The 12,391-nt window shown below is 65.4% G+C and carries 9 protein-coding genes; 5 read left to right on the forward strand and 4 right to left on the reverse strand.

Translation table 11 applies throughout. From position 1 onward, the window contains the following. Positions 1 to 23 precede the first annotated feature (23 nt). Positions 24 to 1,046 carry a LacI family DNA-binding transcriptional regulator gene (locus U1700_RS10350; RefSeq protein WP_332752582.1) on the forward strand — a complete coding sequence of 341 codons (1,023 nt, stop codon included), beginning with the start codon at positions 24 to 26 and terminating at the stop codon, positions 1,044 to 1,046. A 9-nt stretch (positions 1,047 to 1,055) separates the two neighbouring features. On the opposite strand, the gene U1700_RS10355 is transcribed toward U1700_RS10350, so the two are convergent. Together U1700_RS10355 and U1700_RS10360 are read right to left on the reverse strand one after the other, a co-directional pair. Next, a complete protein-coding gene (locus U1700_RS10355; RefSeq protein WP_332752583.1) occupies positions 1,056 to 2,330 on the reverse strand; it encodes a cation:proton antiporter in 1,275 nt (424 codons plus the stop codon). Continuing rightward, positions 2,327 to 3,634 carry a sugar MFS transporter gene (locus tag U1700_RS10360; protein ID WP_332752584.1) on the reverse strand — a complete coding sequence of 436 codons (1,308 nt, stop codon included), beginning with the start codon at positions 3,632 to 3,634 and terminating at the stop codon, positions 2,327 to 2,329. Before U1700_RS10360 ends, U1700_RS10355 begins: the two co-directional genes overlap by 4 nt. Positions 3,635 to 3,782: 148 nt before the next feature. On the opposite strand from U1700_RS10360, the gene U1700_RS10365 reads away from it, so the two are divergent. Further along, positions 3,783 to 5,327, forward strand: a complete 1,545-nt coding sequence (locus tag U1700_RS10365; RefSeq protein ID WP_332752585.1) for an MFS transporter — start codon at positions 3,783 to 3,785, stop codon at positions 5,325 to 5,327. Here U1700_RS10365 and U1700_RS10370 read toward each other — a convergent pair. Then, the gene (locus tag U1700_RS10370) at positions 5,324 to 6,499 is read right to left on the reverse strand and encodes an acetyl-CoA C-acetyltransferase (protein ID WP_332752586.1); all 1,176 of its coding nucleotides are present in this window, start codon (positions 6,497 to 6,499) and stop codon (positions 5,324 to 5,326) included. The genes U1700_RS10365 and U1700_RS10370 overlap by 4 nt on opposite strands. Positions 6,500 to 6,692: 193 nt before the next feature. Between U1700_RS10370 and U1700_RS10375 the strand changes: the two genes are divergently transcribed. From U1700_RS10375 to U1700_RS10385, 3 genes are read left to right on the forward strand one after another with little or no spacing between them, the layout of a single operon-like run. Further along, positions 6,693 to 8,078, forward strand: a complete 1,386-nt coding sequence (locus tag U1700_RS10375; RefSeq protein ID WP_332752587.1) for an MFS transporter — start codon at positions 6,693 to 6,695, stop codon at positions 8,076 to 8,078. After that, complete coding sequence (locus U1700_RS10380; RefSeq protein WP_332752588.1) at positions 8,075 to 10,132, forward strand: alpha-galactosidase; 2,058 nt, start codon at positions 8,075 to 8,077, stop codon at positions 10,130 to 10,132. The genes U1700_RS10375 and U1700_RS10380 overlap by 4 nt, the downstream gene beginning before the upstream one ends. Before the next feature lie 2 nt (positions 10,133 to 10,134). Continuing rightward, on the forward strand, positions 10,135 to 11,262 hold the full coding sequence (locus U1700_RS10385; RefSeq protein ID WP_332752589.1) for a glycoside hydrolase family 68 protein: 1,128 nt from the start codon (positions 10,135 to 10,137) through the stop codon (positions 11,260 to 11,262). 45 nt (positions 11,263 to 11,307) lie between these two features. On the opposite strand, the gene U1700_RS10390 is transcribed toward U1700_RS10385, so the two are convergent. Then, a complete protein-coding gene (locus U1700_RS10390; RefSeq protein ID WP_332752590.1) occupies positions 11,308 to 12,339 on the reverse strand; it encodes a LacI family DNA-binding transcriptional regulator in 1,032 nt (343 codons plus the stop codon). Positions 12,340 to 12,391 lie beyond the last annotated feature (52 nt).

The raw sequence follows: 12,391 nt of genomic DNA on the forward strand, positions 1-12,391 counted from the left end.
CAACGAAACGTGCCGCCCGACTCATGTCACAGCGCCGCCCTACCTCGTTCGATATTGCCGAGCTGGCCGGCGTTTCGCAGCCGACGGTTTCGCGTGCGCTTTCGGGCAACAACTCGGTCAGCGCCGAAACACGGGCGCGTGTCCTGGCTGCCGCCGAGCAGCTCCAATACAAGGTCGACAAGAATGCCTCGGGGCTCCGCCGGCAGCATTCGCGGACCCTGGCGCTGCTATTCTTCGAGGACATGAGCCCCGAGGAGTCGCTGATCAATCCCTTCTATCTGTCGATGCTCGGCAGCATGGTGCGAAGCTGTGCCGCGCGCAGCTACGACCTGTTGATCTCGTTCCAGCAGCTGTCGTCGGACTGGCACGTCGATTATGAGGACAGTCGCAAGGCCGACGGGATCATCCTGCTCGGCTATGGCGACTATCTGCTCACCCGCCCCCGGCTCGAGAAGCTGATCGAACAGGGGACGCATTTCGTCCGTTGGGGAAGTCCGCGCGACGGCGAGATCGGGACGACGATCGGGTCGGACAATGAGGGCGGGGGCTTTGCCGCGACGGCGCACCTGCTTGGCACAGGACGGCGGCGGATCGCGTTTCTCGGATCGGCTACCAAGGCGTACCCCGAACTGCTCGACCGCTGGCTGGGCTATTGCCGGGCGCACGACGCCGCGGGGGTTGCGGTCGACGAGGCGTTGCGCATCGACGCATTGCCCAGCGAAGAGGATGGCGCCGACGCGGCCCGGCGGCTGGTGGAATCGCGCACGCCGTTCGATGCCGTGTTCGCCTCAAGCGACCTCGTCGCCATCGGGGCGATGCGGGTGCTTCAGGAATCGGGGCGGCACGTGCCCGGCGACGTGGCGATCATTGGCTTCGATGACCTCGCGGCGGCGCGCTTTGCCCGCCCGGCCCTGACCACGGTCGCCCAGGACCCGCGGCTGGCCGGCGAGGCGCTGGTCGAGGCATTGATCGAAGCGGTCGAGCGCAGGCCATCGACCAGCCGGCTGCTGCCGGTCGAGCTTAAATTGCGCGGTTCGACCGACTAGCGGCCACGCTCAGGCTTCGATCCCGGCCGCGACCCTGTGCCCCAGTCGCGGCAGCAGCAGCTGCAACAGTGGCCCCGTCATCAGCGTCGTCAGCACTGCCATCAGCACCAGCATCGCGAAAATCGACGGCGGCAGGAAGCCCAGCTCGAACCCGACGTTGAGCACGATCAGCTCCATCAGCGCGCGGGTGTTCATCAGCGATCCCAGCGTCCAACTCTCGTCGCTTGAGAAACCACTGGCGCGCGCTGCAAGATAGACCGGCACGATCTTGCCGAGGATCGCCGCCGCCAGCACGACCGCCAGCCAGTCGAGATCACCCGACAGGCCGAGCAAATTGGTGCGCAGACCGGTGAAGGTGAAGAAGATCGGCAGGAAGAACACCAGCACAAAACCCCCGACCTGCCGCCGCCATGCCGCGACGAAATCGAGGTGGCGATGGAACAACAGCCCAGCGAGGAAGCCGCCGAAGATTGCGAAGACACCGAGCGCAAAGGTGCAGATGGCCAGACCGAAAATGAGACACAGGATGATGGCCATCAGGCTTGGCGACAGCACGCCCTCCTCGACCGGATAGCGCTGCACCAGCCATGTCGCGAGCGGCGCCAGCGCGAAGCGCGCGAAGACGATCAGCGCGGCGAGGCCTCCAAGCTGGATCAGGCTTGCTCCCCAGCTGAGCTGCGCGGCAGCTAGCGCCGAAACCATCGCCAGCAATATCCAGCCAACGACATCATTGATCGCCGCCGCCGCGATCGCGACGACGCCCAGCTTGTGCCGCTGGAGGTCGAACTGGACAAGGATTCGTCCGAGGATCGGCAGCGCGGTAATCGCCATCGCGACCCCGATGAACAGCGAGTAGATGTTGGTGTCGATCGCCGGGGCGAGCCGGTCGTGGCTGTAATGACCGACCATCACGCCAAGCCCGAACGGCACCGCCAGCGACACCGCCGCGATCAACAGCGCGGCACGGCGTGGCTGGCGTTCCTTCAGATGCGCGAATTCAAACTCGGCGCCGATCTGGAACATCAGCAGGGTCAGGCCAAGCTGGCTCAGGATCGTTACCGCCTGCGCGGGCTTCGCCCCGAACAGCGCGAGCGACACGCCCGGCGCGGCCCAGCCGAGCAGCGACGGCCCAAGCAGCAGCCCGGCAACAATCTCGCCAACGGCGCCCGGCTGCCCCAGCTTGCGCGCCGCGACGTGGAGCAACCGCGCCGCGGCGATCATCACGATCAACTGGAGCAGGACCGAGAAGACGAGGCTCTCGGTCGCATGGACTGACGACGTCATGCAGCGGCGCGCGCCCGGTTGGCACACCACAGCCCGAAGGCGGCGATCACCGCGTAGCACAGCACAGGCACGATCATGGCGCTACGCAGCGTGGTGGCGTCGGCGACGAGGCCAGTGATCGCCGGGACAATCGCCCCGCCAACGATCGCGACGCAGATGATGCCGCTCCCGTCGGCTGCTCGGGGGCCAAGCTCCTCACTCGCCAGGCTGAAGATCGTCGGGAACATGATCGAATTCATCAGCCCGACCGCGAGCAGTGCATAGCCCGACGGCACGCCCAGCGTCAGCGCCGAGATGGCGACCAGCAGGATCGCCCCGGTTGCAACCCCGAGCAGCACCAGCCCGGGCCGGATCACGCGCAGCAGGGCCGAGCCGATAAACCGCCCGACCATCGCGCCGCCCCAGTAGAAAGCGACCAGCCGACCGGCGCTGAGCGTGCTTCCGCCCAGCGTGTCGGCCTGCTTGAGATAGTTGACCAGCACGCTGCCGATCGACACTTCGGCGCCGACGTAGAGGAAGATGCACGCCGCCCCGAACGCAAAGCGGGTCTGCTTGAGGAGGTCGAAGCTGGCGAGCAAGTTGGTCGTCGGCGCAGCCTGTTCGACCAGCCGGTTGCGACCGAGGAACACCAGCAATGCAAGCAGCCCAAGCGCGGCGGCGAGCGCGAGATAGGTGCGCACGATCGCCTGGCTTTCGGCCGCGCGATAGGCATCGAGCGCCATTCCGCTGAGCGTTGCCGGATCGATTGTCGCGAGACTGCCGAGGATGATCGTTGCCCCGACCAGCGGAAAAACCGTCGTGCCGAGCGAGTTGAATGCCTGTGCAAAGGTCAGCCGGCTGCTGGTGGTCTTCTTGGGGCCCAGCATCGAAATCAACGGATTGGCGACGACCTGGACGATGACGACCCCGCTGGCGAGGACGAACAACGCGCCCAGAAACGCGATGTAGAGCGACGAGCTGGCCGCCGGGATGAACAGCAGGCACCCTGCCGCCATGGTCAGCAGGCCGACCACCGCGGTGCGCATATAGCCCAGCTTCTTGACCAGCGCGGCGCCGGGCATCGAGATGATCGCATAAGCAGCAAAGAAGGCGAACTGGATCAGCATCGCCTGGAAATAGTTGAGGCTGTAGAGCTCCTTCAGCTTGGGGATCAGCACGTCGTTGAGACTGGTGATCCCGCCGAAGATGAAGAACAGGCCAAACACATACCATTGCAGCGAGCGCGCATTGGCGGGGGGATCGCCGGCAGACGAGCCGTTCAACGGGCTTACCTCCGCTTCGCTGAAGGCCGGTGCAAGCGCCATAATCTATTCCCCTCTGAACGTCCCTGTCGCTAGCCACCGAAGACTGGGGCGTCACGCAGGTATTCGTATGCGCTGCATTGCAGCATTGGTCGTGCCGCGTTGGCAGCGCGCGCTTCTTCTGCCAGCGTAAGTACAGGGGAGACAAGTGGTGATCGAACAAACGCGCGCGGAAGAGCCGCGCCAGTCGCTTGATGATGTAGCGCAAAGGCCGCGCCAAAGCCTTGCCGGCCTGTGGAATATCTCGTTCGGCTTTTTCGGGATCCAGATCGGCTTTGCGTTGCAGAACGCGAACATGAGCCGGATCTTCCAGTCGCTCGGATCCAGCCTCGACGATTTGCCCGCGCTGTGGATTGCAGCGCCGCTCACCGGATTGCTGGTCCAGCCGATCGTCGGGCATTTGTCCGATCGCACCTGGCTTGGTCGGCTCGGTCGTCGGCGACCTTACTTCCTGGCAGGCGCAATCCTCGCCGCGCTGGCGTTGCTGCTGATGCCGATGGCGCATGCCCTGCTGTTCGCGGCGACCCTGCTGTGGATGCTCGACGCCAGCCTCAACATTTCGATGGAGCCGTTCCGCGCGTTCGTCGGCGACATGTTGCGCAAGGACCAGCACACCGCCGGCTATGCCATCCAGACCGCCTTCATCGGCGTCGGCGCGGTGGTCGGGTCGATCTTCCCCTATTTGCTCGACCATCTCGGCATTTCGAACGACGCGCCCGGCGGCGGGATTCCCGACACCGTCCGCTACAGCTTCTGGTTTGGCGGGGCGGCGCTGTTCCTGTCGGTCCTGTGGACGGTGGTCACGACCCGCGAATATAGCCCCGACGAGCAGCGCGCCTTCGGCAGCGCCGGGGTCGACGATGGTGCAGTCGAAGTGCAGCGACTGCTCGCTGCGCGCGGCTTCGCCCCGAGCATGGTCTGGCTTGGCGCCGGCGCGATGGTGATCACCGCGGTCGCGCGGTTCGGGCTCGAGAAGGAAGTTTACCTACTCGGTGGGCTGCTGGCCGCCTATGGCTTCGCCAGCCTGATCGCGATTTTCCTCGCCCGGTCGGGCAAGTCGACCATGCTGTCATCGATCGTCGGCGATTTCGCCGGCATGCCGCCCGTGATGAAGCGCCTCGCCGTTGCTCAATTCTTCAGCTGGTCGGCGCTGTTCATCATGTGGATCAACACCACGCCGGTTGTCGCGATGCGCTATTTCGGGTCGAGCGATGCCGCCAGCCCGGCGTTTCAGGACGGCGGCAACTGGGTGGGCGTGCTGTTCGCCGTCTACAACGGTGTCGCCGCGATCGCCGCGCTGACCCTGCTGCCGTGGCTCGCCGAAAAGGTCGGCAAGGTGCGCACCCACGCGCTGTGTCTCGCCGCCGGGGCCGCGGGCTATGCCAGCTTCTTCGTCATGCCCGACGCCAACTGGCTATTGCTGTCCGAAGTCGGGGTCGGAATTGCCTGGGCGTCGATCCTCGCCATGCCCTACGCAATCCTGGCGAGCGCGCTGCCGCAGGGCAAGCTCGGCATTTACATGGGGCTGTTCAATATCTTCATCGTCATCCCGCAGTTGCTCGTGGCGACGGTGATGGGGTCGATCATGAAGGCGTTTTTCCCCGGCCAGCCGATCTGGACGATGCTCGCCGCCGCGCTGGTCATGGGTCTCGCCGCGCTGGCGACGCTGCGGGTGACCGATCCGTCGGCGGCTTAAAGGGCTTCAATAATCGTGACGTTGGCGATGCCGCCGCCTTCGCACATCGTCTGAAGCCCGAAGCGCTTGCCCCGAGCCCGAAGCGCGTGGACCAGGGTCGTCATCAACTTGGTCCCGCTGGCGCCAAGCGGATGGCCGAGTGCGATCGCGCCGCCATTCACGTTGAGCCGATCAGGATCGCCGCCGAGCTCCTTGAGCCACGCCAGCGGGACCGGCGCGAACGCCTCATTCACCTCGTAAAGGTCGATGTCGCCGATCGACCGCCCCGACCGTTCGAGCGCACGCCTAGTGGCCGGGATCGGCTCCATCAGCATGATCACGGGGTCGCCCCCGGTGACCGTCAGATGGTCGATCCGCGCGATCGGGGTCAATCCATGCTGCTTCAGCGCGCGCTCGTTGACGATCAGCACGCCCGATGCACCGTCGCAGATCTGGCTGGCATTGCCCGCGGTGACCACCCCGCCCGGCTTGATCGTCTTGAGCGCGGCCAGCCCTTCCATCGACGCATCTCCGCGCACCCCCTCGTCGCGGGTGTGGAGGGACTCATTGCCGTCGGCATCGACGATTTTAAGCGAGACGATTTCATCGTCGAACGACCCCGCTGCGGTCGCAGCCGATGCCCGCCGATGCGACTCCAGCGCAAACGTGTCGAGCATCTCGCGGGTGAAGCCATAGTGATCGGCGATCATCTGCGCGCCGGTGAACTGGCTGAACTCGGTCACGCCATATTTTTCGAGCAGCGCCTCGCTCCACGGCCCCTTCCCTACCCCGGCCTGCATCGCCAGGATCGTCGGCGTACCCATGGGCACGCGGGTCATATGTTCGACCCCGGCAGCAAGGACGATGTCCTGAGTCCCCGACATTACCGCTTGCGCCGCGAAGTGGAGCGCCTGCTGCGAGCTGCCGCATTGGCGGTCGATGGTCACCGCCGGAACCGTTTGCGGCAATGATGACGCCAGCACCATGTTGCGCCCGACGTGGAAGCTTTGCTCGCCGACCTGGCTGACACAGCCGACGATCACGTCGTCGACCGCCGCCGGGTCAATCCCGCTTTTCCCGACGATCGCATCGATTACCGCCGCGCCCATGTCGACCGGATGCCAGTCGCGAAGTGCGCCGTTGCGGCGACCGCCAGCGGTTCTCAGGGCTTCGACAATATAGGCCTGGGCCATGCGGGGTTCCTTGCAATGGGATGGAGCAAGCGCGAGCAATTGCGCATTGTCGTACCAAAGTCGACGGCCAACTTTGCTAGGCTGGTTCTTGATTGCAATCGATTGTTGCAAAGATTTGCAAAGCGGATATGGTGGCAGTGATCCGGCGCCAGACCGGTTCGGGCCTCACGGGCCCGGGGGAGGGACCGCCGCGATGACCAATATCAAGCCTCGCCTGTCGCTGACGCGCATCCTGGAGATGAATCTGGGGTTCCTCGGGCTGCAGTTCAGCTTTGGTCTGCAGCAAGGCAACATGGGGCCAATCTATTCCTATCTCGGCGCGCATGAAGCCGAGCTTCCGCTGTTGCTGCTGGCCGGTCCCCTGACGGGGTTGCTTGTCCAACCTGTGATCGGCGCGATGTCAGACCGGACTGCGGGCAAATGGGGCCGCCGCACGCCCTATTTCCTGATCGGCGCAATGCTCTGCTCCCTAGGCCTGTTCTTCATGCCGCTATCGAGCTCGCTGCTGATGGCGGTTTCGCTGCTGTGGCTGCTCGATGCGGGCAATAATATCACGATGGAGCCCTATCGCGCTTATGTCTCCGACCGGCTCGATACCAGCCAGCACGAGATCGGCTTCCTCACCCAGAGCGCCTTCACCGGGCTTGCCCAAATGCTCGCCTTCCTGACCCCGTCCATCCTCGTCTGGCTGGGCATGAACCAGGACGCGGTCGACGCGCACCATATTCCCTACACCGCCCGCGTGGTGTTCATGATCGGCGCGGTGCTGTCGCTCGCCACCATCCTCTATTCGGTCAAGCGCGTCCCCGAACTTCCGCTCAGCGAAGCCGAACGGACCGAGTTGCTGGCCCGTCCGCGCGGAATCGGTGCGACCTTCGCGGAGATTGGTTCGGCGATCCGCGACATGCCCCCGGCGATGCGCAAGCTGGGCGTGATGAGCCTGTTCCAATGGTATGCCATGGCTGCCTACTGGGGCTATGTGGTCTATTCGATCGGCCGATCGGTCTATGGCACCGCCGACGCGCAAAGCTCGGGCTTCCACAGCGCGGTGCTGACCAATGGCGAGATGGCCGCTTTCTACAACGGCATCGCCTTCGTCTCGGCCTTTGCGATGGTCCCGCTGTCGAAGCGGATCGGGCCGGGCGTCGTTCACGCCATCTGCCTCGCGCTCGGCGGGATCGGGATGCTGGTCATTCCCGAAATCGCCAACAAGGCATTGTTGTTCGTCCCCGCGATCGGCGTCGGGCTTGCCTGGGGAAGCATCATGGGCAACCCCTATGTCATCCTCGCCGGATCGATCCCGCCTGAGCGGACCGGTGTTTATATGGGTATTTTCAACATGATGATCGTCATTCCGATGATCCTCATCGCGATGACCCTGCCGCTGATCTATGGCGGGGCGCCCGCCAGCTTGTGGGGGCTGGCGACCATCCCGACGGTGGTCGATGTGCTTCACGGCGATCCGCGCAACGTGCTTCGTCTCGCCGGGGGAATGATGATCTGTGCCGCGGTTGCCGTGCTGTGGGTCCGTGAGGGCTGGGCCAAGAAGGCGCCGGCGATGGCTCCTCTCACGGCGTGAAGGATCACATCGTCCTGACCGGGCGACGCTCGAGCCTTGTCCTCGAGCGGATCGCCAACGGTGCGCCCTTGTGGCGGCACTGGGGCGAGCGAGTCACGCCCGGCGACCTGCCGCCGCGCGACGAGCAGCCGCTGAGTTTTTCGCCCGATGTCGTCGTCCCGCTGTCGACCGCGCCCGGATTCGGGCTCGGCGGGTTCGGCCAGCCCCTGTTTTCCGCGCATCGTGACGGCCGCGACTTTTCCTGTGGCTGGGACAGTATCGAGGTCGAAGCGAACGAGACGCAGCTTGTCGTCCACCTGATCGACAGCATCGCGCGGATCGGACTGGAGCAGCGCTTCCTTCTCGATCCGGTCAGCGACGTGCTGACGATTTCGGCGACGCTCACCAACCGTGGCGAATTGCCGCTCGCGCTCTGCTCGCTGGCGCCCGCAATCCTGCCGCTCCCGCCATCGAGCAAGACGATCCGCTCGTTCACCGGCCGCCACAATGCCGAGTTTCAGGAGCTTCGCGAAGCAATGCCCGCGCATGGCTGGTTTCGCGAGGAGCGGCGCGGGCTGACTGGGCACGGCGGGCCAGCAGGCCTGTTCGTGCTCGGCGACGGCGCTGGGTGGCACCGGGGGCCGGTCCATGCGGTCCAGCTCGCCTGGTCGGGCAATTCACGGCTGTCGATCGAGTGCGACGGACCGGGCTGGACGCTGGCCGCGGGCGAGTGGCTGGCGCCGGGCGAAGTCCGGCTGGCGGCGGGTGAGGCGTTCGCCACGCCAGAGTTGCTCGCAACCTATTCTCCCGACGGGCTCAACGGCGCGAGCGCCAATTTCCATCAGGCAATCCGCTCACGCGCGCCATGGGCAGGCAGAGGAATGACGCCCCGTCCCGTTCATCTCAACAGCTGGGAAGGGCTTTACTTCGACCAGGATGAGGCGCGGCTAATGGCGCTGGCCGATCGTGCCGCGGCCATCGGGGTCGAGCGATTCGTACTCGACGATGGCTGGTTCAGGGGGCGGCCCGACGACCGGTCGGGGCTGGGTGACTGGCAGGTCGATCGTGCGAAATATCCCGATGGGCTCAAACCCCTGGCCGATCATGTCCGCAAGCTGGGCATGGAATTCGGGCTGTGGGTCGAACCCGAAATGGTCAATCCCGACAGCGACCTTTACCGCGCGCATCCTGATTGGGCGCTGCACATTGCCGGTCGGGCGATGGTCACCGCGCGCAACCAGCTCGTCCTCGACATGAGCCGCGCGGACGTTCGCGATTACCTGTTCGACGCGCTCGATGCCCTGCTTGGCGAGCTGCCGATCGCCTACCTCAAATGGGATCATAATCGCCACCTTGCGACCGCGGGCAATGCCGATGGCGGGGCAAGCTATCACGCCCAGGTCATGGGAACCTACGCACTGATCGACCGCGTCCGAGCGGCGCACCCCGGGGTCGAGATCGAGTCCTGCGCCGGCGGTGGTGGACGGATCGATGCCGGCATTGCCACCCGGGTCGAGCGTTTCTGGGCGAGCGACAACCTCGACGCTGTCAGCCGCACGGCCATCCAGCGTGGTTTCCTTGCCTTCATGCCGCCTGAAATGATGGGCGCGCATGTCGGGGCGAGCCCGTCGCACGCCACCGGCCGCGTCCAGCCGATCGAGTTTCGCGCGGGCGTTGCGCTGTGTGGCCACTTCGGGGTCGAGCTCGACCCGGCCCGCTTGAACGATGTCGACCGCAATCTGCTGGCGGGCTGGATCGCGACCTACAAGACGCACCGCGACCGGCTCCACTCGGGCCAGACCTGGCTTGGCGAGGAACCCGGCCTGATGTGGCAGGCGGTCGGCGATCCAGCGCACCTCATCCTGTTCGTGACGGTCATTGATCCCCCGACCGACCGGCTCGCGCCCGTGCGTTTGCCCATGCTCACCGGCGACGGCGACATCAGCGTCCGCCCGATCAGCGCAGCGGACGCTACAAGCGCAACATATTCAGCCAGCTGGCTTGCCGGCACCGGCCTCCCCCTCCCCCATATGGCCGCCCACAGCATTGCCATGTTCATATTGAAAGCTGCCTGACCATGGCCGATCCCGACCAATTTTGCGCGCCGTTCGACCCGGCACGGATCAGCCGCTGGGCGCCGGCAAGCTTTGACCGGGCCGCCGCGTCGCTGCCGCTCATCACCGATGCCAAGCCGATCCTGGTCGATCTCGACCTGTGGGACTGCTGGCCGCTCGAAACGGTCGATGGCCGTGTCGCCCGTCGCAACGGCCGCGAATATTGGTTCTTCCTGTCTGCGCCGCGCCTGCCTGATCCGGGCCAGCGTCACGACCATGCGCGGATCCGGCTGATCGCGCGTGACGGCGGCGACTGGATCGACCTAGGCGAAGCGTTGCCCGACGGCGCCAACCCGGGCAGCCGCGAGTGGGCCGGATCGGCGGTGCTGTGGGACGATGATCGCGTGACGCTTTACTTCACTGCGGCGGGCCGCGCGGGCGATGTCCCCAGCTTCGAACAGCGACTGTTCGAGGTCGACGCGCGGCTCGACGACACCGGCATTTCGGGCTGGGGAGCGCCTCGTGAGATCGTCGCCAGCGACGGCGAGCGCTATGTCGCGGCGCGCGAGCTCGAGGGCGTGCCCGGGGCGATCAAGGCATTCCGCGACCCGGCCTTTTTCCGCGACCCCGCGACCGGCCATGACCATATCCTGTTCGCAGGCAGTGCCGGCTGGAACGCCGATCCCCACAATGGCGTCGTTGGCCTTGTCACGCGCGTCGATGACGGCTGGCGGCTCGACGATCCGCTGGTCGAGGCAGTGGGCATCAACAATGAGCTCGAACGGCCCCACATCCGCTTCTTCGGCGGGCATTATTATTTATTCTTCTCGACCCAGGCGCGAACCTTTTCACCTGCCGCGGTGGCCGGACCGAATGGCCTTTACGCTATGGTCGCCGATCGACTCGACGGGCCGTGGCGCGCCGTCAACGGGTCTGGGCTGGTCGCCGCCAACCCCGCCGACGAACCGATCCAGGCCTATAGCTGGTGGGTCGACGGCGACGGCGAGGTAATCGCCTTCATCGATCATTGGGGGCTGCAAGCACGCGGATTCGACACGAATCCCGAACTCGTCCGCAACCAGTTCGGCGGCACCCCCGCACCCCTGTTCGCGCTCGACTTCAACGGGGAGCGCGTGACGATTCGTCGCTAATGGTTGTTTCAGTCGAATTGTGCCAGCAGCTCGACTGACCCGACCCTAGGCGGAATCGCGCACGATCAGTTCGGGCTTCATCACCACCGACTGGGTCGCATTGCCGGCGATCCGCTTGAACAGGGCATCGACCATTTCGCGCGCGCCGCGTTCGATATCCTGGCGCACCGTCGTCAGCCGCGGGACTGTCTGGGTCGCGATCGCAAGGTCGTCGAAACCGACGACCGCGACAGCGTCGGGCACCGAGATGTCATGGTCGGCCAGTGCGCGAATGACCGTCATCGCCACCACGTCCGACGCGGCGATAATCCCGTCAATCCCGTCGCCGAGCCGGGCGATATGCTCGGCAATCGTCGACTGCATCGCGTCGGCAGCAAGCGGTGTGGAGAGAATTTCGATTTCGTCGAGCCCGGCCGTCCTCGCCGCTTCCTGCGCGCCGGCGTATCGTTCGGAGATCTCGGGCGGCTGGACGTCGCCGAGATAAGCAAGGCGTCGGCATCCGCGATCGATCAGCTGCTGCGCCGCCAGCCGCCCGCCGGTGCGATTGTCCGATCCGACCGCGCAGTGGACCTGACCCGGTCGGTGTTCGCCCCACACGACCAGCGGCAGATAATCGGCGGCCACCCGCTCGATGGTGTCGAACACGTTCGATTGGCCGATCAGCAACACGCCTTCGAGCATGCCCGAGTCGACAATGCGGTCGAGCCAGTCGTCGCTGTCGGGCACGACCCGCGACAGCATCAGGTCAAAGCCATTCTCGGTCAGCCCGTCGGCCAAATAGCCGAGCAGGGTCATGAAGAATGGGTCCGAAATATGCTGGCTGCGCTCGTGGCCCAGCGGCACGACCACGCCGATGACATTGCTTCGCTGGGTGCGCAGCTTGCTCGCCATCTGGTTGGGGCGAAAGCCATGTTCACGCGCGATCGCCTGGATCCGCTCGCGGGTTTCGGCATTAACCAGCGACTTATTCGCTAAAGCGCGCGAGACGGTGCCCGCCGATACGCCCGCAATCTTTGCGAGTTCGCCGATATTACGGATCTTCCGTGGTCCGGTCGTTGCCGTGTCGCCTGGCCGCATGCCCGTTTCGCTCCCTGTCACGCGCCGTCCTAGGGGGCCTTACCGGGGATCG

It is taken from the genome of Sphingomonas sp. RB1R13 (genome assembly GCF_036663775.1).
In the GTDB taxonomy this organism is placed as follows: domain Bacteria; phylum Pseudomonadota; class Alphaproteobacteria; order Sphingomonadales; family Sphingomonadaceae; genus Sphingomicrobium.

Excerpts from the sequence above, each read along its gene's own strand:
- U1700_RS10350 (WP_332752582.1), top strand. The coding sequence starts at position 24 with ATGTCACAGCGCCGCCCTACCTCGTTCGATATTGCCGAGCTGGCCGGC.
- U1700_RS10355 (WP_332752583.1), bottom strand. The coding sequence starts at position 2,330 with ATGACGTCGTCAGTCCATGCGACCGAGAGCCTCGTCTTCTCGGTCCTG.
- U1700_RS10360 (WP_332752584.1), bottom strand. The coding sequence starts at position 3,634 with ATGGCGCTTGCACCGGCCTTCAGCGAAGCGGAGGTAAGCCCGTTGAAC.
- U1700_RS10370 (WP_332752586.1), bottom strand. The coding sequence starts at position 6,499 with ATGGCCCAGGCCTATATTGTCGAAGCCCTGAGAACCGCTGGCGGTCGC.
- U1700_RS10375 (WP_332752587.1), top strand. The coding sequence starts at position 6,693 with ATGACCAATATCAAGCCTCGCCTGTCGCTGACGCGCATCCTGGAGATG.
- U1700_RS10385 (WP_332752589.1), top strand. The coding sequence starts at position 10,135 with ATGGCCGATCCCGACCAATTTTGCGCGCCGTTCGACCCGGCACGGATC.
- U1700_RS10390 (WP_332752590.1), bottom strand. The coding sequence starts at position 12,339 with ATGCGGCCAGGCGACACGGCAACGACCGGACCACGGAAGATCCGTAAT.